The organism is Flexivirga sp. (genome assembly GCF_035551235.1).
GTDB lineage: Bacteria > Actinomycetota > Actinomycetes > Actinomycetales > Dermatophilaceae > Flexivirga.
Genome location: NZ_DASZNO010000038.1, coordinates 72,037 through 93,238, shown reverse-complemented (window position 1 = coordinate 93,238; position 21,202 = coordinate 72,037). Strand labels below are relative to the sequence as shown.

The window sequence follows — 21,202 nt, the reverse complement described above, 5'->3', positions numbered from 1 at the left end:
AGTCGGCCGGGGATGCCGAGCGCGGTCAACCGCGCAGCGTCGTCGCTGCCGCGAGACGTGCCGCGTGCTCCGCGCGCACGACCCGGCCGAGGATCTGGTCCGCGCCGCCCACAGCGCCGTCGGACAGGCGCCGCGACTCGGTGCGCAGGGTGTCCGCAAGAGTGCGCAGCGCGGTCGACAGGCCGTCCAGAGCAGCGGCGATCTCGTTGCCCTGCAGGGTGATCGACTCGTGCGGGCAGGTCGCCGCAACGCGGGTGACGGTGTGGGCGATGAGGTGCAACTCGCTGGCCGCGACCTCGAGACCGGCGGGATCGGCGGGGATGCTGCCGGCATACACCCGGTCGGCAAGCCGGCGGCTCGCATGCGCGGCGCCATCGGCCGGCGGCTCTACGAGCACGGGATCGGGGTGCCCTGAGGACGGCACACCCCGGTGCTGTATGTCGGCCAGCGCGTCGTGCCACCGCAGCAGTGCCTCGGCGGACCGCTCGATCGCCTCGGCAATCGCGTCCGCGGTCTCGAACTCGGCCGGATCGGTCTGGATGCTCAGCAATCGGGGCACCAGCAGTGCGACGCCTCGGGTTCGGTCGCTGGTCTGCATCCTGGGCAGACTAACGCCGCGCGAGCGGATCTGCGAAAGACTGCCCACAGGCTGGCTCGGGGCTCGTGTCCCGGGTGTGTTCTTCGCCACGCTCGGGTCTACTGTGACCCCGTGGGGCGACAACGACGTCGTCTCCGACACGTCGCGACGAGGGCTGAAGAACATCTATGTCCGTGGACAGTAATTCCCGTTCAGAAATCTTGCGTGAATGCGCGTCGGAGCAGCAGGGGGAGACCCCGCCGTGGCTGCTGGACCGCTATTACCGCCACGTGGCCGACGAGGACATCGTCGGCTATGGCCCGGATCGGTTGCTCGGGACACTGCAGTCCCACAAGCAGCTCGCCGCCGACCGCGCCCCCGGCACCACGAAGGTGCGCATATCGCATCCGACCGTCGAGACGGACGGGTGGTCCTGCCCATTCGCCATCATGCAGATCGTCACCGACGACATGCCCTTCCTGGTCGACTCGGTGATCGCCGAGCTGTCCCGGCACGACCGCAGCGTGCACGCGCTGATCCACCCGCAGTTCTGGGTGCAGCGGGACGCGGCCGGCCACCTGCAGCAGGTCTACGACGCCGACACCATGCCGGAGACCCGCGCCGACGCGCTCGCCCCTGTGAGTGAGTCGTGGATGCACTTCGAGATCGACCTCGGCGCGGACGAGGACGTCGATCGTCAGCTGGTGGCCGACGTCGAGCGGGTGCTGGGTGACGTGCGTGTCGCCGTCGACGACTGGTCGAAGATGCACGCCGAGTGCGAGCGGGTCATCGCCGACCTGGACGGCTCCCGCCCGGAGCCGGTCCCGGCCCGGGCCGTGGAGCAGGCACAGGGATTCCTGCGCTGGCTGGCCGACAACCACTTCACCTTCCTCGGCTACCGCGAATACACCCTCGACACGGTCGACGGTGAGGACGTGCTGCGCACGGCGCCCGGCTCCGGCCTCGGCATCCTGCGCTTCGACAAGCCGTCCTCGCAGTCGTTCGGCCGGCTCAGCCCCCGTGGGCGCGCGATCGCGCGCATGCCGCAGCTGCTGACCATCACCAAGGCCAACTCGCGAGCGACCGTGCACCGGCCGTCGTTCCTGGACTACATCGGCATTCGCACCTTCGACGCGCAGGGCAACGTCGTCGGCGAGAAGCGATTCCTCGGGCTCTTCACCTCCAGCGCCTACACCGAGTCGGTCCGCCGCGTGCCCGTCGTGCGCGAGCGGGTCGCCAAAGTCCTTGCGCGCACGGGCTTTTCGCCGGACAGCCACTCGGGCAAGGATCTGCTCGAGGTGCTCGAGACCTACCCGCGCGACGAGCTCTTCCAGACCTCCAGCAAGGACCTCTACGAGATCTCGACGACCGTGCTGCGCCTGCAGGAGCGTCGCCAGTCGCAGATGTTCCGCCGCGTCGACGAGTTCGGCCGGTTCGTCTCGGTGCTGGTCTACCTGCCGCGTGACCGCTACAACACCGGCGTCCGGCTGCGCATCGAGCGGGTGCTGCGTGACGCGTATGACGCCGAAGCCGTCGACTACACCACCCGCATCGCCGACTCACCGCTGGCGCGGATCCACTTCGTGGTCCGCCTGCACCCCGGCGCAGAGGTTCCCGAGGTCGACGAGGACACGATGCAGGAGAAGCTGCTGGAGAGCAGCCGTACCTGGGGCGAGCGACTGGGCGCGGTCGCCCACGAGGAGGACGGCGAGGATGCCGCCGCGCGGGTGATGAGCCTGTACTCCCGGGCGTTCCCGGAGGCCTACAAGGAGGACTTCACCCCGCGCCAGGGCGTGGCCGACCTGCGCCGCATCGAGGCGCTGAAGTCCGACGACGACACGCTGCTGACCCTCTACCGCGATCCGCACGCGGACGGGCGCGAGCGCCGTTTCAAGCTCTTCCGCCGCAACCCGGTGGTCCTGACCGACGTTTTGCCGGTCTTCACCAACCTGGGCGTCAAGGTCACCGACGAGCGTCCCTACTCGATGCAGCGGGCCGACGGCGTCGTCGTACACGTCTACGACTTCGGCCTGCGCGCCGAGGGCGAGGCCGACTGGGGGACCGATGACGCGTCGACCGCGGAGGTTCGCGACCGGTTCCAGACCGCATTCAGCGACGCCTGGGAGGGCCACGCGGAGAGCGACGGCCTGGGCGCCCTGGTGCTGCACGCGGGTCTCAGCTCCCGTCAGGTCATGGTGCTGCGTGCGATCAGCAAGTACCTGCGCCAGATCGGCTTCACCTTCAGCCAGAGCTACATCGAGCAGGCGCTGCGAGCCAACTCCGACCTGGCACGCGACCTGACCGAGCTGTTCGCGGCACGATTCGACCCGCAGCGTTCCGACGCGTCGCGTGATGATGCCGAGACGCAGATCGTGCGCCGCGTCGAGACCGCGCTGGATGAGGTGAGCAGCCTCGACCACGACCGCATCATCCGCGCGATGATGGGCGTCATCCGGGCGACGCTGCGCACCAACGCCTACCAGCGCGACGAGAAGGGCCTGCCGAGCCCGGTGCTGAGCCTGAAGATCGATTGCGCCTCGGTGCCCGGATTGCCCAGCCCGAAGCCGAAGTTCGAGATCTGGGTCTACGGCCCCCGCGTGGAGGGCGTGCACCTGCGCTTCGGCATGGTCGCCCGAGGCGGCCTGCGCTGGAGCGACCGCCCGGAGGACTTCCGCACCGAGATCCTCGGCCTGGTCAAGGCGCAGATGGTCAAGAACGCCGTGATCGTGCCGACCGGGTCCAAGGGCGGCTTCGTCGCCAAGCGACTGCCCGACGCGAGCGACCGCGAGGCCTGGCTGGCCGAGGGCATCGCGTCATACAAGCTCTTCATCTCGGGCCTGCTCGACGTGACCGACAACCTCGTGTCCGGCGAGGTCGTGCCGCCGAAGGACGTCGTGCGGCACGACGGGGACGACAGCTACCTGGTCGTCGCCGCGGACAAGGGCACCGCCAGCTTCAGCGACATCGCCAACGGCGTAGCCCAGGACTACGGATTCTGGCTGGACGACGCGTTCGCCTCCGGTGGCTCGGCCGGTTACGACCACAAGGCGATGGGCATCACCGCCCGCGGCGCGTGGGAGTCGGTCAAGCGACACTTCCGCGAGATGGGCACCGACACCCAGGCCCAGGAATTCACCGTCGTCGGTGTCGGCGACATGAGCGGGGACGTCTTCGGCAACGGCATGCTGCTGTCGGAGCACATCCGGCTCGTTGCCGCATTCGACCACCGGCACATCTTCCTGGACCCCGAGCCGGTCGCCGCGACCTCGTATGCCGAGCGTCGCCGCCTCTTCGAGCTGCCGCGCTCGTCGTGGGGTGACTACGACACCTCGCTGATCTCCAAGGGCGGCGGTGTATACCCGCGCACCGCGAAGTCGATCCCGATCACACCGCAGGTACGCACCGCTCTCGGCCTGGCCGACGACGTCACCAAGATGGCCCCCAGTGAGCTGATGCGCGCGATCCTGCTGGCACCGGTCGACCTGTTCTGGAACGGCGGCATCGGCACGTACATCAAGGCATCCACCGAGACCGCCGCCGACATCGGCGACCGGGCGAACGACCAGATCCGGGTCAACGGCAACGAGTTGCGGGTCAAGGTGATCGGTGAGGGCGGCAACCTCGGCGCGAGCCAGCTGGGCCGGATCGAGGCCGCGATGAACGGCGTGCGCGTCAACACCGACGCGATCGACAACTCCGCGGGCGTCGACACCTCCGACCACGAGGTCAACATCAAGATCCTGGTCACCGACCTGATGCGCAAGGGCCGCTTCGACCTGGAGCAGCGCAACACGTTGCTGCACTCGATGACCGACGAGATCGCCGTGCAGGTGCTGCGCGACAACTACGAGCAGAACGTCCTGCTCGGCAACGCCCGCGCGCAGAAGCACGCGATGCTGCCGGTGCACCAGCGCCTCATCCACTGGCTGGAGGATCGCGGTGAGCTCAACCGTGAGCTGGAGTTCCTACCCGGTGATGCACAGATCGCGACCCGCTCGAGCGCCGGGGACGGCCTGACCTCACCGGAGTTCTCCGTACTGGTCGCCTACTCCAAGCTCGCGCTCAAGGCCGACCTGAGCCGGTCCGAGCTCACCGACGACCCCTGGTTCGAGGAGCGGCTGGCGGCATACTTCCCGAAGCCGATCCGCGACCAGTACACCGCGGAGCTGGCCGAGCACCCGCTGCGGCGCGAGATCGTGATCAACCAGGTGGTCAACTCGATGATCAACCGCGGTGGCATCACCTTCGCCTTCCGGGTCGCCGAGGAGACCGGCGCCGGTCCGGAGCAGATCGCCCGGGCCTTCGTCATCGCTCGTGAGGTCTTCGGGCTGACCGAGTTCGTCACGCAGGTGGAGGCGCTGGACAACAAGGTCCCGACGAGCGCCCAGACCACTCTCTACCTCGAGTTCCGTCGCCTGCTGGACCGGGCGACGCGCTGGCTGGTGCACAGCCGTCCGGCCCGGCTCGACATCGCCGGTGAGATCGACCGGTTCGGCGCCGTCATGCGCGAGCTGACACCGAAGGTGCCGGAGATGCTGCAGGGCTCGGAGCACGAGCGCTGGCGGCGGCGGCGTGAGGAGATGAGCGAGGGTGGCGTGCCGGCGCAGCTGGCCGGCTGGGCCGCGGCGCTGCTCGATTCCTACTCGTTGCTGGACATCACCGAGCAGGCGATCAGTACCAGGACACCGGTCGCCGACGTCGCGGCGGTCTATTTCATGCTGTCCGAGCGGCTCGGCATCGACCGCATCCTGCAGGCCGTCTCGCGGTTGCCGCGTGACGACCGGTGGGACGCGCTCGCCCGTGGTGCCGTCCGGGACGACCTGTATGCCGTGCTCGACTCGTTCACGGCCGCGGTGATCGCGGACACCCCGGCGACGGAGTCCGCGGACGAGCGGCTGACCCGGTGGGCGGAGGAGAACTCCGAGTCCATCAACCGTGCGCAGCAGGCGCTGGTCGGTGTCGCGGAGCTCGACGAGGCCGGCCTGGCGCCGCTGTCGGTGGCGCTGCGCACGCTGCGTTCGGTGGTGCGGTCGGGTTCGGCTCGCTAGGCCGGAATAGGCTCGGCACGTGCCCTCGATGAACGACGTGCTGAGCGAGCACACCGACCTGGATCAGTCCGCCTGGGACTGGCTGCACCTGCTGGTCAGCGACTGGCAGTTGCTTGCCGACCTGTCCTTCGCGGACCTGATCCTGTGGGTGCCGACCAGAGCCGGCAGCTGGGTCGCCGCTGCGCACGTGCGACCCACCACTGGCGTCGGTGTGTTCGTCAACGACGTCGTCGGCAGCCGCATCGACCACACCCGCCAGCGCACGGTCGTGCAGGCGTATGACGGCCCGCAGATCGTCCGGTCGCACACGACCACCTGGCGGGACGAGCTTCCGGTGCGGGAGGAGGCCATCCCGGTCGTGCAGGGCCGCACGGCGGTCGCGGTGCTGACGCGTCATACCAACCTGGCCTCGATGCGCACGCCCAGCAGGCTGGAGGTCACCTACCTCGCGACCGCCGACGCGCTGTCCCGGATGATCGCTTCAGGGGAGTTCCCGAACGCCGCGGCCGCGCCGGCCAGCCGCCGCGGGGCGCCGCGGGTCGGTGACGGCGTGCTGCGCCTGGATGCCGAGGGCAACGTCACCTATGCCAGCCCGAACGCCGTGTCCGCATTGCACCGGCTGGGGCACGACGATCAGCTGGTGGGGGTTCGGCTCGCCTCGGCGCTGGGTCAGGTGTTGCCCGAACGCGGTCCGGTCGACGAGGAACTGATGATGGTGCTGACCGGGCGGGTGCCGTGGAGCACCGAGATCGAGTCCCGCAGTGCCTACGTCAGCGCACGGTCCATCCCGTTGTCCGAGGGGGGCCGGCGCACCGGTGCGGTGCTGCTGGTCCGCGATGTCAGCGAAGTGCGTCGCCGCGAGCGTGAACTGCTCAGCAAGGACGCGACGATCCGGGAGATCCATCATCGGGTCAAGAACAACCTGCAGACCGTCGCGGCGGTGCTGCGGCTGCAGGCCCGCCGGCTGGACGACCCGGAAGCACGTGCGGCGCTCGCGGGCGCGGTGCGGCGGGTCGGGACGATCGCGACGGTGCACGAGACGCTCAGCGGTGGCTGGGACGACACGACGCCGTTCGATGAGATAGCGACCGGAGCGCTGCGCTCGGCGGTCGAGATCAGCAATCGGTCGCAGGAGCGGGTCAGCGCCGAGCTGACCGGCACGTTCGGCTCGCTGCACGCCGAGGACGCGACGGCGGTCGCGATGATCGTTGCCGAGCTGGTCCAGAACGCCATCGAGCACGGCTTCGCCACGCACGGGGGACAGGTGACGCTGAATGCCGAACGCAAGACCAGCGCGGCCGGTGAGGACCTGCTGCAAGTGACTATCACGGACGACGGTGCCGGACTGCCCGAGGGCTTCGACCCGGCGCGGTCAGGGCTCGGCATCCAGATCGTGCGGTCGTTCGTGCAGGACCTGCGCGGGGAGATCAGCTGGTCACGGGTGGAACCACACGGGACACAGGTGCGCTTCGTGGCGCGGCTGCGGGAGGAGGGCTGAGCGGGCCGAAGAGCTACCCGGCGCGGCGGGCGCGGGCGTTGCGGCGCTTGAGGGCACGGCGCTCGTCCTCGGACAGGCCGCCCCAGACACCGGCATCCTGGCCGGACTCCAGTGCCCATTTCAGGCAAGTGTCGATGACCTCGCAGCGACGGCACACCTGTTTGGCGTCCTCGATCTGCTGCAAGGCGGGTCCCGTGTTGCCGATGGGGAAGAACAGCTCCGGGTCCTCGTCCAGGCATGCAGCGCGATCGCGCCAATCCATGTGGTTCCGCTCCTTGTTTCAGCCGCGCGGGCGGGCAGCCCATGCGGCACTGATTCGATCAGGGTGTTGAATGTTCGTGACGGGGGTCACCCGTGTGCGAACGTCGTCGACGGGTCTCGACCCTGCCGCGGTTCACGATTCGGCAACGCCTCTGCGCCATACGTTGTTCCCAACTTTCACAGATACGAACAACTTTCCACAAGCGTTTTGGCGAAGATTTTCCTTTCGAAGGGTGAGTTATCCATCACACCGCCGGCGGGTTGACAGGGGGTGAACACAATGCGCTCGGCGCCGCGGCATACGGTGCATGCCGTGACCGTGTCCGATCGATGGCCCCCGCCGACGTGGCGAATTCCCGCCGTCCTCCACGCCCTGCAGACCCTGGTGCTGGTGATCTTCGCCGTCGTGCTGCTGATCGAGTCGGTCGCCGGCGGCACCGACAACGGCGCGCGTGCAGCGACCGAGGGTGCGACGGTGCTCGCGCTGGCCGCGTGCTGCGGACTGCTGGCATGGGGCTTCTGGCGCGAGCGCAGCCTCGCACGCACGCCGTCGTTGTTGTGGAACGCGCTGGCGGTGATCGTGGGCTTCACCGTCGCGACCAACGGCGCCCCTGCCATCGGTGTCGTGGTGATCGTGGTGGCGGTGGCGACCTTCGTGGCGACGCTGCGCGTGCCCAGTTATGACCTGGACGAGGGCGAGTAGCTCACATGCGGGCGGCGAGCAGCTGCAGGATCAACGGCATGATCTGCTGCTGCATCACCGTGTCGGAGTCGAAACCGTCGCCGTCCAGTGAGTAGAAGCCGTCGTAGGCGACCTTCAGTTGCATGGCCGTTCGGCCGTTGCCGATCACGACGATGTAGGTGTCGCCGTCATCGGGTTCGATGCTCAACCGCTGGGTCTTGAACGCGCCGTCCTTGTAGTAGGTGTGTCCGCTGCTGGGCTTGCCGCCGGCGTCGGTGTAGACGGTCCGATCACTGGACCTCTTGCTGTCGTAGGCCGTCAGGACCGAGTCCTCGGTGCCGACCGAGGTGATGTCGATCGTGATGGTGTTCTTGGTGGCGTTCTCCGAGTTGGAGTCGCCCTTCAACGAGGGTGTGACGACCAGCTTGGTCGGGCCGTCGGGCGTGAAGCCGATCTTGGTCGCGTCGGGGAAGAGCCCGATCAGTTCCTTGATCGACAGCAGGCGACCGGCGACCGGCCAGTCCGACTGGGCGACGCCGCCGTCGGTGATCGGCGGGTCGTAGACCGGGAGCTTCTTGTCGAAGACGAGCTTGCGGCCGTCCTTGTTGGCGACGACGACACCGGGGGAGTCCCACTGACCGGGCTTGTCGGTCTTGTAGGGCTCGTGCGGCTTGGGACCGTCGGTGGTGCTCGTCGGTGACGAGGCGTCGCCGCCGCTGCCACCACACCCGGTGAGCACGGACACGGCGAGGACACCGGCGGTCAGAAGGGCGAGGCGTTTCATGCGGCTGCCTTTGCGGTCGTGGTGAACTTGGCCCCGAGCAACTGGACCAGGGAGGGCACGACGGCCGTGCGATAGGCGCGTCGGGACTTCAGGTAGTCGGAGTCCAGGGTGGTGAACCCGATGCCGCTGAACCAGATCTCGCCGGCGACGTCACCGTGCTGCACCAGGACCTTCGTGGTCGTGCCGTCGGTGTATGCCGCGGACGTGCCGAGCGACTTGTTCGGGTAGAACGTATAGAGGCCGGGGCGTTTCGCGGACCGGGCACGTGCCTGCGCGAGGTCCTTGGTCCACTGCTTGCCGATCTGCTGCGGCAGTCCGAAGCCACGGATGTTGATCATCAGCTTGCTGCGGTCGTCGTCGGACTCACCCGAGATCCGCAGGTTCAGCGTGCAGGTGGTGGACTTCGTGGTCGACCCGCCATCGGGCAGGTTGCCGGTGCGGCACATCGTCGTGCTGACGTCGGTGAGACCGGGAATGACCTGCTGCAGCTCGGCCCGGGTGAACAGCCCTGTCGCCGATGGCCAGGTGTTGTCCATCGGCTTCTTGCCGGTGCGATCCACCCGGACGGCGAAGTGTCCCGATGGCTTGATCGTCTTCGCCGTGGGGGGAGCCGCACCCTCCGGCGGCGCCGGCGGGCTGTATGGCGTCACCGACGGCGTGGGCTTCGGTTTCGTCGACCGTGACGACGTTGACTTGCTCGCGGTGGGTTTCGCCGCGCTGGGGGTGCCAGCGGCATACGCGGTGTATGCCGGGACGGTCACCGCGATCGCGATGGCGACGCCGGCGGCAACGGTGGTTTTTCGTCCGGTCATTCGAGAGCTCATGCGTACTTTCTCGGCATACGGTCGGCGAGGTCCTTGGCAAGCACCGGGAAGATTCCGGTGAGCATGGTGTTGCGGGAGTCGTTCAGCGAGTTGAAACCGTTGAAGGTCAAGTCGATCCAGGCCGCCATGTTGCCGTCCGACACCAGCACCGAGGAGTGGTTGTTGTCGAGGTAGTAGCTGCCCTTGGCGCTGAACGAGCCACTGGTGAAGAAGCGCTCGCCGGACTTGCGCGAGGAGAAGTTCTTGTTGCGCTCCGATGTCCAGGACTCGGTGACCTTCTCGTCGGCGCCGATGCTGACGATCGACACGACGACCTCGTTGGTGTAGTCGCCGCTGTCCTTCAGCTCCACCGACCAGGTGCAGGAGGCGTTCTTCTCGGTGCTGGTCGGGCCGTTGGTGCCCTTGACACAGGTGCCGAGCGTGACCGATGTCGCCTCGGGGATCGCGCCCTTGAGCTGATCGGAGGTGAGCACGCTGTCGGCGCTCGGCCATTGCGACGACGGGACGTTCGGGTCGTCGGCCTTGTCGAGGGTGAATGACCACGGTGCTCCGCCGGAGACGACCTTGCGGTCGGAGCTCTTCGCCGGCAGCTTCTGGGCGATGAGGCCCTCCTGCGTGGAATTCTCGGTCCACGGCGGTGCCGCCTTGGTGCCGCCGCTGCCCCCGCCGCATCCGGCCAGCAGGCCGACGCCGACAACCAGCGAGGCTGCGACGTATGCCGCACGTGCCCTGGCCATGAAATGCACTCCCCTTTGGATCTGCTGTCGATCAGCTCACGGTGACGCTCATTATGACTTGCCCCGTGACCGACCGGTTCCAACGCCCGCGGCGCGGCCCCGGGTCAACGGATCTCCAGCACCACGTCGCCGCCCTCGACGAGGGACTGGTCGGGTATGGCGAGCCGCTGGACCCGTCCGGCCGTCGGCGCGATCAGCGCGGCCTCGAGTTTCATCGCCTCGATGACCGCGACCACGTCGCCGGCCCGCACCCGGTCGCCGACCGCGACCGTGAACGTCACGACGCCACCGAAGGGCGCGGTGATGCCGCCGAGCGTGTCGGGGTCCGGACGCCCACTGACGCGCGCAACGGCCAGCGGCCGGGCGACGGCGTGCAACGAACGGGCCATGGCCCGACCTTACGGGGTCGGGCCATGGCCTGTGGTGCAGTGCTCGTGCGTTGTCAGCCGACGTGGACCGCGGCTTCCTCGGTGGCGAGCTCGGTGTGCTTGATGTTCAGCAGGCCGATGACGAGCAGGGTGCCGATCAGCAGCATCCCCGCGGCATACCAGAAGGCGTGGGTCGACCCGTAGGTCTGCGCCTGCAGTGCCGCCTGGTGGGTCGCGTCGGCGATCTGGCCCTTGGTGGGGGTCTGACCTGCTGCCGTCGCCTTCTCCATGGCGGCCTGGCCGGCTGCCGCCAGGTCATTGCCCTTCTGCGTGGCGTAGTGCGTGAACACCGTTGTCAACGCTGCAATCCCGACAGCTCCTCCGATTTGCTGCGCGGTGTTGAGCGCGGACGCGGCGGCACCCGAGTCGTCCTTGCTGACACCCGCGGTCGCGGTGATGGTCAGCGGGATGAACAGGAACCCCATGCCGAAGCCCATGACGAGCACCCACGGCAGCAGGTGTGAGGCGTAGCCGCTGTCGGTCGACAGCTGGGTGAAGCCCCACATCGCGGCCGTCGTCAGCACGCCACCGAAGCCGGCCAGCCAGCGCGGGTCGACCCGACCGGCCAGGTTGGACGCGATGCCCGCGGCGGCGACGATACCGACGCTGAACGGCAGGAACGAGAAGCCCGACTTCACCGGCGAGTAGCCCAGCACCTGCTGGATGAACAGGCCGAGGAAGAAGAACATCGAGAACATCCCCGCGCCGATCAGCAGCATCGAGAAGAGGGACACCGCACGGGTGCGGTCGCCCAGGATGCGCAGCGGCAGCAGCGGGTGCTTCACCCGGCTCTCGACGAGGACGAAGATCCCCACGACGACCAACCCACCGATGAGCGGGAAGAGCGTCTCGAAGTCGCCCCACGAGGCGCCCTGCTGTCCTGCGTGCGAGAGGCCGTAGACGATGCCGAAGAGACCGATGGTGCCGGTCACGGCACCCCAGACGTCGAGCGTTCCGTCACTGCCCTCGGACTCGATCAGCACACGCGGCGCGAGCGCCGCGACGGCCAGACCGATCGGGACGTTGATGAAGAAGGTCCAGCGCCAGTCGGCCTCGGTGAGCAGTCCACCGAGGATCAGGCCGACAGCAGCGCCGGCCCCGGACATGGCGGCATACACGGCCATGGCGCGGTTGCGTTCCTTCCCTGCCGGGAAGGTGGTGTTGATCAGTGCCAGTGCGGCGGGGGAGGCCAGCGCAGCGCCGGCACCCTGCAGGGCACGGGCGGCGAGCAGCAGCGGGCCGCTGGGCGCGATGCCACCGATCAGTGAGGCGATCGCGAAGACCGCGACGCCCACGACGAACATTCGGCGACGGCCGAAGAGGTCGCCGAGTCGGCCACCGAGCAGCAGCAGGCTGCCGAAGGCCAGCGCGTATGCCGTCACGACCCACTGCACGCTCGATTGCGTGAAGTCCAGGTCGGTCAGGATGTGAGGAGTGGCGATGTTCACGATCGTGCCGTCCAGCACGATCATCAACTGCGCCATGGCGATCACGATGAGCGCCACGGTGAGGTTGGTCTTCCTCGGCGTGGACTTCTCCTCGGACACCACGTCGACGATTGCGGTCATCGGGTGTTCCTTTCGGTGAGTGGTGCCCGATTACGAGTAGGCACAGGTGTTTTCGGCCGGCGACCGGATGCGATCGTCGGGTGACTTCGGGGTGTGCTGAATCAGCCGGCCGCCGGGTGGCGGTCGTGGACGCTGTTACAGATATGTCGAGCGGAGTCGCTCGATTTCGACATTCAGAGCAAAGCGGGTCTTGCGGACTACCGCTGTCCCTTATCGGTCACGCTGGCCCGGCAAGCGGGGAGCAGGACCTGCTCGATGGTTGAGGTGATGAAGGATTCGTCGGGACACTCGCCCGAGGTCATCACCCGGTAGGCGATGGCCGACGGCAGGATCCCTGCGAGTTGATCGATGTCGGCGTCAGCGCCGACCTCCCCCCGCTGTTGCGCGCGCACGATGACCTCACGCAGCTGTCCCATGCGCGGTTTCATGAAGCGTTCGTTGAAGACCTGGGTGAGTTCCGGGTCGCGGTGGATCGCCGAGACGACGGAACCGAAGAGCAGGGTCGACTTCTCGTTGAACTCCTGGTCCTCGCAGAAGTGGAAGGTCAGGTCGCCGGCCAGGCTGCCGGTGTCCGGCAGGCCGTGCGGGTCCTCGCCGCCCTGTGCCTTGAGGTGCTCCAGCGCGCTCACGACCAGGTCGGCCTTGGTCGGCCACTTGCGGTAGAGAGTCGCCTTGCTGGCGCGCACCTTCGCGGCCACCGAATCGAAGGTCATCCGGTCGTAACCGACCTCGATGAGCGTGGCGATGACGCCCTCCAGGATCTCCGCCTCGCGGTCACCCTCGACGCGCGGCTTGGTGCCGACTTCGGTGGTGCTCACTGAGGCGTTCATTGCGGTGTTCCTTTCGTGGCGGAGTAGGTCATCGAGTACCAGTCTCCCTGACTCTCGATGAAACGAAACTGTTTCGTTCTATGTCAAGGTAAACCCGGCCGCCCGCGAGTGCAAGTCATTTGCGCCGCGGCGGGTGTGATGTGAGTCGCATCGGATAGCTATCGAGGGCTGGCGACCGCGCGATTCCGGTGGGGGAGTAGGTTGCTGGACGCAACCTGACAGCGCGGTCTTGGAGGAAGTTGTGGCGCGTGCACGCGGCGAGATCGTCGGCTGGGCGAAACACCGGATGGCGGTCGAGGACCTGCAGCGTCAGTTGGCAGCGATGCCGGCCGACGCGCCTGTGCGGCTCGCGAAGAAGACGTCCAATCTATTTCGTCCACGCGAAGCCAATCCCGTTCCGGGACTTGATGTTTCACGTCTTCACGGAGTCGTCGAGGTCGACCCGCGAGCGGGCACTGCCGACGTGCAGGGGATGACGACCTACGAGGACCTGGTCGATGCGACGCTGCGCTACGGACTGATGCCGTATGTCGTGCCACAGCTGCGCACGATCACGCTCGGCGGCGCGGTCACCGGCCTCGGGATCGAGTCGTCGTCGTTCCGCAACGGGCTGCCGCACGAGTCGGTGCTCGAGATGGATGTGCTGACCGGTGCGGGCGAGATCATCACCGCCACCGACGACAACGAGCATGCGGACCTCTTCCGGGCGTTCCCGAACTCCTACGGCTCGCTCGGCTACTCGGTGCGGCTGAAGATCAAGCTGGAGCGGGTGGCGCCATACGTTCATCTGCGGCATGTCCGGTTCACCACTATCGGTGAGCTAATCGAGACGCTCGGGCAGGTCCTGAAGGACCGCACGTATGGCGGCGAGGACGTGGACTTCGTTGACGGAGTGGTGTTTTCGCGCGAGGAGTCCTACCTCGTGCTCGGCGGATGGACCAGCTCCGCGCCATACACCTCGGACTACACCGGCCAGCAGATCTTCTATCGCTCCATCCAGCAGCGCAGCGAGGACTACCTGACGGCGCTGGACTACCTGTGGCGGTGGGACACCGACTGGTTCTGGTGCAACCGCGCACTCGGCCTGCAGAACCCGATGGTGCGTCGACTGGTGCCGCGTCGCTACCTGCGCAGCGACGTCTACAGCAAGGTGATCCGGTGGGAGAACACCCACGGCTACTTCGCCAGGCTCGACGCAGCGAAGGGCAAGCTGCCGCGCGAGCGCGTCGTGCAGGACGTCGAGGTCTCCCTCGATCGCACCGAGGAGTTCCTCGACTGGTTCCTCGACAACGTCCCGATCGAGCCGATCTGGTTGTGCCCGCTGGCGGTTCGTGACGGCGAGCATGGCGATCAGCCCTGGCCGCTCTATCCGCTGAAGCGCGGTGAGCAGTACGTCAACGTCGGGTTCTGGTCGACGGTCGAGATCAGCCCCGGACGGGCCGACGGCGACGTCAACAAGGACATCGAGCGCATCGTCCACACGATGGGTGGGCATAAGTCTCTCTACAGCGACGTCTATTACGACGAAGAGACCTTCTGGGGTCTCTACGGCGGTGACACGCTCAAGGCAGTGAAGAAGAAGTACGACCCGGACGGGCGGTTGCCCGATCTCTACACGAAGGCGGTGAAGCGGCGGTGACGCTGAGTATTGGGGAGATTTCCGACCGGATCTTCGGCACCGATGTGCCGTTCGCGGTCAAGGCGTATGACGGCTCCCGCGGGGGGAACCCGGACGCAGTGGTGACGATCGACATCTCGAACGAGCGTGCCCTGCGCTATCTGGTCACGGCTCCCGGCGAGCTGGGACTGGCGCGTGCGTACATCCAGGGCGACCTGCTGGTCGAGGGGATCGACCCGGGCGATCCCTACGACTTCCTCACGCTCTTCCTGGACGACTTCGAGGCGAAGCGTCCGCCGGTGGGCGAGCTGGCCGAGATCCTGAAGTCGTTGGGACGGAAGAGCTTTCGCGTGCCGGAGTTGCCGGCGCAGGAGGCGCTGCCGCAGTGGCGACGTGCCGTGGAGGGGTTGCGCCACTCGCGCAAGCGCGACGCCGAGGCGATCCACCACCACTACGACGTCAGCAACGCCTTCTACGAGCTGGTGCTGGGCCCGACGATGGCCTACACCTGCGCGTGCTACCCCGACGCCGATGCGACACTGGAGCAGGCGCAGGAGCACAAGTTCGACCTGGTCTGCAGGAAGCTCGGCCTGCGGCCGGGTATGCGGTTGCTCGACATCGGCTGCGGCTGGGGCGGCATGGTGAAGCACGCCGTGCAGCACTACGGGGTCACCGCACTCGGTGTGACGTTGTCCGCGGAGCAGGCATCGTGGGCGCAGCAGCACCTGAAGGAGAACGGCCTGGACGACCGCGGCGAGATCCGCCACGGTGACTACCGCGACATCACCGAGACCGGCTTCGACGCGGTCAGCTCGATCGGGCTGACGGAGCACATCGGGGTCAAGAACTACCCGAGCTACTTCAAGTTCAACTACGACAAGCTCAAGGTCGGCGGACGGATGCTCAACCACAGCATCACCCGGCCGGACAACAAGACACCGGCGCTGACCCGCGGCGGCTTCATCAACCGGTATGTCTTCCCCGACGGTGAGATCACCGGTGCCGGCACGATCATCTCGGCGATGGAGGACCAGGGCTTCGAGGTCCGGCACAGCGAGGATCTGCGCGAGCACTATGCCCGCACTACGCGCGCGTGGTGCAGGAACCTCTCGGCCAACTGGGACGAGTGCGTGCGCGACGCGGGTGTCCAGACGTCCAGGATCTGGGGTCTCTACCTCGCCGGCTCGGCGATCGGCTTCGAGCGCAACCACATCCAACTGCATCAGGTGCTCGGCCAGAAGGTCGCCGAGAACGGGCAGGCGCCATACCCGCTTCGCTACGACTTCGGCGTGTGAGGGAATCGGTTCGCACCTGCGGGCGTTGAACCGTATGCTTCGCAGGACAACTGAACAGTGGTGATGGACGTTTCATCTTGGGGGTGATCGGTTTCGACGCTGATCGCCGTCGTAGGGGAAGCGGGCCGAGGATGCACGGTTATCTCGTTAACGCTCCGTGCAAAACCAATAGGTGCCGACTCAAAGCGCACCGACTTCGCCCTCGCCGCCTGAGCGAGCTCCGAAGTCCGTCAGCCTGAGCTAGTTCTCGACTCAGTGTCTGGCGTCAGCTAGAGGACTTGCTGTGTCGTCAGGCCGAGGGGCGACACGGGACTCTTACTCGGCTGGGCCTGTCAGGGAACGTGTGCGCGCGAGCCCTGGGGCCGAGAAAATCCACAGCGCACTGCGCCCGGAGAAGCCTTGCCTCGCCGCCAGCGGACGCGGGTTCGATTCCCGCCACCTCCACAACAGCCATCACCCGACAATGAACGCCGCAGCACCGGACCCGTCCAGCGCTGCGGCGTTTGTTGCGAGCGCTGCGGATTCGCGCAATTCGATGAGATGCCGCCCCACCTGCGTGGTGCCATGGAGTCCCACGGCGGAAGGACCCAGGCCATGCTCGTCGCTCTCGCGGACTCGCTTCGACCATCGATCGCCGGGCGCGTGCTCGTGCCGAACGACGCCGACTGGGCAGATGCCACGTCCGGCTTCAACCTCGCCGTCACCCAGCAGCCCGACATCGTGGTCGTCGCCGCTCACGCCGAGGACGTCGTGCAGGCAGTCCGATTCGCCGGTGAGCAGGGTCTCCCGATCGGGGTGCAGGCGACCGGCCACGGCGCAGCGGTCCCGGTCGAGGGCGGGGTGCTGATCAACACCAGCCGGCTGACCGACCTGGACCTCGACCCGGACCGCGGGACCGCCCGGGTCGCCGCCGGCGTCAGGTGGCAGCAGGTCATCGATGCCGCGGCGCCGCACGGGCTCGCACCGTTGAACGGATCGTCGACGACGGTCGGCGTGGTGGGCTACACCCTGGGCGGTGGCTTCGGTCCGATGGCCCGCACGTTCGGGTTCGCCGCGGATCGCGTGCGGCGGCTGCGGTTGGTCACGGCCGACGGTGCGGTCCACGAGGTCACCGCCGAGTCCGAGCCCGATCTGTTCTGGGGACTGCGCGGCGGAAAGTGCCAGCTGGGCATCGTGACCGAGCTCGACTTCGAGCTGATGCCGCTGGCGCACTATTACGGCGGCGGCCTCTTCTTCGACGGCGAGGACGCTCCGGCAGTGCTGCACGCCTGGCGCGAGTGGGCCGGACAACTCTCCGATCGGGCCAACACCTCGATCGCCCTGCTCCGGTTGCCGGACCTCCCCGGTGTCCCGGAGCCGTTGCGCGGCCGGCTGACCGTGCACCTTCGTTTTCTGTATGTCGGCGGGCCCGAGGAGGGCGAGCGAGAGCTCGCGCCGATCCGTGCGGTCGCCGCGGCCCTCATCGATACCGTTGCGGTCACGCCGTATTCGGCGATCGCGTCGGTCCACTGCGATCCGACCGATCCGCTGCCGGTGTGGGATACGAGCTGCTTGCTGACGGAGTTTCCGGCGGCTGCTGTCGACGCGCTGCTCGATGTGGCAGGACCCGGCAACGACGTTCCGCTGATCGTCGCCGAGATCAGGCCGATGGGTGGTGCGCTCGCGACCGCACAGGGGACGGACAACGCCGTCGGTGGGCGAGAGGCCGCGTTCAACGCCTACGCGGTGGGGGTGCTCCCGCCTCCGCTGGTCGACGTGACGCCGGCCGCCGGGCGGGCATTCGTCGACGCGCTCGCTCCGTGGGCCACCGGGGGCACGCTGATCAACTTCCACGGCTGCGATACCCGCCGGCCCGTCGATGCCTGGTCCGGTGCGACGCGCGAGCGGCTCGACGCACTGCACCAGCAGCACGATCCGCAGGGCAGCTTCCGCTTCGCGCAGCCGCACAGCCGCCGTCGCTGACCCGCATCCGGGCAGAAGTCGTCCGGAGTATTCGCGGAGTCGGTGACTCGTTCGGCCCATCGGTCGGTCGTGGACCCTACGATGTCGACAACCGAGCGAGAGGATCCCCATGCGGGTCGGAGTCGTCAGGGAAGCCGCAACGGGAGAGACCCGAGTCGCCGCGACCCCTGCCACCGTTCGTGAGCTGCGCAAGCTGGGGTATGACGTGGTGGTCGAGCCCGGGGCGGGGGAGCGGGCCAGCTTCGCTGATGGGGCGTATGCCGAGGCGGGTGCGGAACTCGGTGACGCGCTGGCGACGGACGTGGTGCTCGGCGTGAACGCTCTCACCACGGCGCAACTGGATCGGCTGCACGAGGGCGCGACGGTCGTCGGCATACTCGCTCCGCGGTTGCATCCGGAGTTGGTGGAGGACCTGGCGCGGCGACCGATCACTGCTCTGTCGCTGGACGCGGCGCCGCGGATTTCGCGGGCGCAGTCGTTGGATGTGTTGTCGTCGATGGCGAACATCGCGGGTTACCGGGCGGTGGTGGAGGCTGCGCACGCGTTCGGCCGGTTCTTCACCGGGCAGGTGACCGCTGCCGGGAAGGTGCCGCCGGCGAAGGTGCTGGTGTGTGGTGCCGGGGTCGCCGGGTTGGCAGCGATCGGGACGGCGGTGTCGCTGGGGGCGATCGTGCGGGCGACCGATCCGCGGCCGGAGGTTGCCGATCAGGTCAGATCCCTTGGTGGTGAATACCTTTCGATCGAGGACCCGGAGGCGGAGGTGTCCGCTACCGGGTACGCGAAGGAGATGGGTGAGGACTACAAGGAGCGGGAGACCCAGCTGTATGCGGCGCAGGCGCAGGATGTCGACATCGTGATCACCACCGCGTTGATCCCGGGGCGTCCGGCGCCGCGGCTGATCACCGCGGAGATGGTGGCCACGATGCGGTCCGGGAGCGTGATCGTCGACATGGCCGCCGCCAACGGCGGCAATGTCGAGGGTTCGGTGGCCGGCGAGGTGGTCGTCACCGATGGCGGCGTGACGATCATTGGCTACACCGATCTGGCGGGCCGGCTGCCGGCGCAGGCGTCGCAGCTGTATGGCACGAACCTGGTCAATCTGCTGAAGCTGCTGACTCCGGGCAAGGACGGGCAGCTGGTCATCGACGAGGACGACGTGGTGCAGCGTTCGATCCTGGTCGTGCGTGACGGTGAGTTGCGCTGGCCACCACCACCGGTGCAGGTGTCGGCGGCGCCGGCGCAGGCAGCACCGAAGCAGGAGGTCGTGGCGAAGCCGGAGAAGGCACCGCTGACGCCCGGCCGCCGGTTGGGCATCGTGCTGGTCGCCGCGGCTGTGCTGTTCGTCCTGTTGGGCATCTCACCGGAGGCGCTCACCGTGCACCTGACGGTCTTCGCGCTGGCGATCGTGATCGGCTACTACGTGATCCGCAATGTGCACCACGCGTTGCACACGCCGCTGATGTCGGTGACCAACGCCATCTCGGGCATCATCGTCGTCGGTGCGTTGCTGCAGATCGGGCAGCGCAACACGGCGATCACGATCGTGTCGTTCGCGGCGATCCTGCTCGCGTCGATCAACGTCTTCGGCGGGTTCGCGGTCACGCGCCGCATGCTCGGAATGTTCTCGCGCTCATGATCACCGTCGCGACCGCAGCTTCTGCGGCATACATCGTCGCTGCCCTGCTCTTCATCCTGGCGCTGGACGGGTTGTCCCGGCACGAAACGGCCAAGGTGGGCAACACCTTCGGCATCGCCGGTATGACGCTGGCCCTCGCCGCGACGATCGCGCTGGCGATCGACCGCGACATACAGGGATCGGGGCTCGGCCTGCTGATCGTGGCCATGGTCATCGGCGCCGCGATCGGCCTGTGGCGGGCACGTGTCGTGGAGATGACGGGTATGCCGGAGCTGATCGCGCTGCTGCACTCGTTCGTCGGGCTCGCGGCGGTGCTGGTCGGGTGGAACGGTTATCTGTCGGTCGAGGACGACCCGCACGGCGTCGAGGCGACGCACCTGGATTCGTTGTCCACGTTGGGGATTCACCACGCCGAGGTGTTCATCGGCGTCTTCGTCGGCGCGGTCACCTTCACCGGGTCGATCATCGCGTTCCTGAAACTGTCGGCGCGGATGAAATCCAAGCCGCTGGTGCTGCCGGGCAAGAACTTCCTCAACCTGGGCGCGCTGGCCCTGTTCGTCGGGCTGACGGTGTGGTTCGTCATACAGCCGCATTTGTGGTTGCTGGTCGTGGTGACGATCATCGCGCTCGCGCTCGGCCTGCACCTGGTCGCGTCGATCGGCGGCGGGGACATGCCGGTCGTGGTGTCGATGCTGAACAGCTACTCCGGCTGGGCGGCGGCCGCGTCGGGCTTCCTGCTGGAGAACGACCTGTTGATCGTGACCGGTGCGCTGGTCGGATCCTCCGGTGCGTACCTGTCCTACATCATGTGCCAGGCGATGAACCGGTCCTTCGTGTCGGTGATCGCCGGCGGGTTCGGCATCGAGGCCGGCCCCTCGCAGGCCGGGGACCTCGGCGGTCACCGCGAGACGACCGTTGCCGAGGTCGCCGAGTTGCTGTCCGCGGCGAGTTCGGTGGTCATCGCACCGGGTTACGGGATGGCGGTCGCGCAGGCGCAGTACGGCGTTGCCGACCTGACGAAGGCCTTGCGGGACAAGGGGATCGGGGTGCGGTTCGCCATACATCCGGTCGCTGGGCGGCTGCCCGGCCACATGAATGTGCTGCTGGCCGAGGCGAAGGTGCCCTACGACATCGTGCTGGAGATGGACGAGGTCAACGACGACTTCGCCGGCACCGATGTGGTGCTCGTGATCGGTGCGAACGACACGGTCAATCCCGCCGCGGCCGAGGACCAGGGCTCGCCGATCGCGGGTATGCCGGTGCTGCGTGTCTGGGAGGCCGCGGACGTCGTCGTCCTCAAGCGATCGATGGCCTCTGGGTATGCCGGAGTGCCGAACCCGCTCTTCCACCGGGACAACACCGGGATGCTCTTCGGCGACGCCAAGGACCAGGTGACGGCGATCATCGCGGGCCTGCGCTGACCCCCGGTGGCGCGGGCTGATGCCGACACACAA

Annotated in this window: 16 protein-coding genes and 1 other RNA gene; 9 read left to right on the top strand and 8 right to left on the bottom strand. The window is 67.6% G+C overall.

Annotated features, from left to right (window positions below; translation table 11 throughout):
- Window positions 1–25: 25 nt before the first annotated feature.
- Window positions 26–598, bottom strand: a complete 573-nt coding sequence (locus VG502_RS13270; protein WP_325550538.1) for a hypothetical protein — start codon at window positions 596–598, stop codon at window positions 26–28.
- Window positions 599–798: 200 nt separating this feature from the next.
- On the opposite strand from VG502_RS13270, the gene VG502_RS13265 reads away from it, so the two are divergent.
- Together VG502_RS13265 and VG502_RS13260 are read left to right on the top strand one after the other, a co-directional pair.
- A complete protein-coding gene (locus tag VG502_RS13265; protein ID WP_325550537.1) occupies window positions 799–5,625 on the top strand; it encodes an NAD-glutamate dehydrogenase in 4,827 nt (1,608 codons plus the stop codon).
- A gap of 28 nt (window positions 5,626–5,653) precedes the next feature.
- Window positions 5,654–7,123 carry a sensor histidine kinase gene (locus VG502_RS13260; protein WP_325550726.1) on the top strand — a complete coding sequence of 490 codons (1,470 nt, stop codon included), beginning with the start codon at window positions 5,654–5,656 and terminating at the stop codon, window positions 7,121–7,123.
- A 13-nt stretch (window positions 7,124–7,136) separates the two neighbouring features.
- Here VG502_RS13260 and VG502_RS13255 read toward each other — a convergent pair whose 3' ends face one another.
- Window positions 7,137–7,385, bottom strand: a complete 249-nt coding sequence (locus tag VG502_RS13255) for a WhiB family transcriptional regulator (RefSeq protein WP_123270792.1) — start codon at window positions 7,383–7,385, stop codon at window positions 7,137–7,139.
- 312 nt (window positions 7,386–7,697) lie between these two features.
- Here VG502_RS13255 and VG502_RS13250 point away from each other — a divergent pair, with 312 nt between their 5' ends.
- Window positions 7,698–8,087: a hypothetical protein gene (locus tag VG502_RS13250; RefSeq protein ID WP_325550536.1), complete on the top strand. Its 390-nt coding sequence runs from the start codon at window positions 7,698–7,700 to the stop codon at window positions 8,085–8,087.
- A gap of 1 nt (window position 8,088) precedes the next feature.
- Here the strand turns inward: VG502_RS13250 and VG502_RS13245 are convergent, their stop codons facing one another.
- The 6 genes from VG502_RS13245 to VG502_RS13220 all read right to left on the bottom strand — a co-directional run bounded on the left by VG502_RS13245 (window position 8,089) and on the right by VG502_RS13220 (window position 13,237).
- The gene (locus VG502_RS13245) at window positions 8,089–8,850 is read right to left on the bottom strand and encodes a hypothetical protein (protein WP_325550535.1); all 762 of its coding nucleotides are present in this window, start codon (window positions 8,848–8,850) and stop codon (window positions 8,089–8,091) included.
- Entirely contained in the window at window positions 8,847–9,674 is an 828-nt protein-coding gene (locus VG502_RS13240) for a hypothetical protein (RefSeq protein ID WP_325550534.1), read from the bottom strand. The genes VG502_RS13245 and VG502_RS13240 overlap by 4 nt, the downstream gene beginning before the upstream one ends.
- Entirely contained in the window at window positions 9,671–10,411 is a 741-nt protein-coding gene (locus VG502_RS13235) for a hypothetical protein (RefSeq protein ID WP_325550533.1), read from the bottom strand. The genes VG502_RS13240 and VG502_RS13235 overlap by 4 nt, the downstream gene beginning before the upstream one ends.
- A gap of 104 nt (window positions 10,412–10,515) precedes the next feature.
- The gene (locus tag VG502_RS13230) at window positions 10,516–10,800 is read right to left on the bottom strand and encodes a biotin/lipoyl-containing protein (RefSeq protein WP_325550532.1); all 285 of its coding nucleotides are present in this window, start codon (window positions 10,798–10,800) and stop codon (window positions 10,516–10,518) included.
- A gap of 53 nt (window positions 10,801–10,853) precedes the next feature.
- A complete protein-coding gene (locus VG502_RS13225) occupies window positions 10,854–12,407 on the bottom strand; it encodes a DHA2 family efflux MFS transporter permease subunit (RefSeq protein ID WP_325550531.1) in 1,554 nt (517 codons plus the stop codon).
- Window positions 12,408–12,604: 197 nt separating this feature from the next.
- The gene (locus VG502_RS13220; RefSeq protein WP_325550530.1) at window positions 12,605–13,237 is read right to left on the bottom strand and encodes a TetR/AcrR family transcriptional regulator; all 633 of its coding nucleotides are present in this window, start codon (window positions 13,235–13,237) and stop codon (window positions 12,605–12,607) included.
- A 241-nt stretch (window positions 13,238–13,478) separates the two neighbouring features.
- On the opposite strand from VG502_RS13220, the gene VG502_RS13215 reads away from it, so the two are divergent.
- The 6 genes from VG502_RS13215 to pntB all read left to right on the top strand — a co-directional run bounded on the left by VG502_RS13215 (window position 13,479) and on the right by pntB (window position 21,169).
- Complete coding sequence (locus VG502_RS13215; RefSeq protein ID WP_325550529.1) at window positions 13,479–14,876, top strand: FAD-binding oxidoreductase; 1,398 nt, start codon at window positions 13,479–13,481, stop codon at window positions 14,874–14,876.
- The gene (locus VG502_RS13210; RefSeq protein ID WP_325550528.1) at window positions 14,873–16,150 is read left to right on the top strand and encodes a cyclopropane-fatty-acyl-phospholipid synthase family protein; all 1,278 of its coding nucleotides are present in this window, start codon (window positions 14,873–14,875) and stop codon (window positions 16,148–16,150) included. The genes VG502_RS13215 and VG502_RS13210 overlap by 4 nt, the downstream gene beginning before the upstream one ends.
- A 79-nt stretch (window positions 16,151–16,229) precedes the next feature.
- Window positions 16,230–16,597, top strand: a transfer-messenger RNA (tmRNA) gene (gene ssrA, locus VG502_RS13205).
- A gap of 147 nt (window positions 16,598–16,744) precedes the next feature.
- Window positions 16,745–18,112 carry an FAD-binding oxidoreductase gene (locus VG502_RS13200; RefSeq protein WP_325550527.1) on the top strand — a complete coding sequence of 456 codons (1,368 nt, stop codon included), beginning with the start codon at window positions 16,745–16,747 and terminating at the stop codon, window positions 18,110–18,112.
- A gap of 109 nt (window positions 18,113–18,221) precedes the next feature.
- Window positions 18,222–19,748, top strand: a complete 1,527-nt coding sequence (locus VG502_RS13195; RefSeq protein WP_325550526.1) for a Re/Si-specific NAD(P)(+) transhydrogenase subunit alpha — start codon at window positions 18,222–18,224, stop codon at window positions 19,746–19,748.
- Window positions 19,745–21,169, top strand: coding sequence for a Re/Si-specific NAD(P)(+) transhydrogenase subunit beta (pntB, locus tag VG502_RS13190; RefSeq protein ID WP_325550525.1), 1,425 nt, complete (start codon window positions 19,745–19,747; stop codon window positions 21,167–21,169). Before VG502_RS13195 ends, pntB begins: the two co-directional genes overlap by 4 nt.
- Window positions 21,170–21,202: the final 33 nt, after the last annotated feature.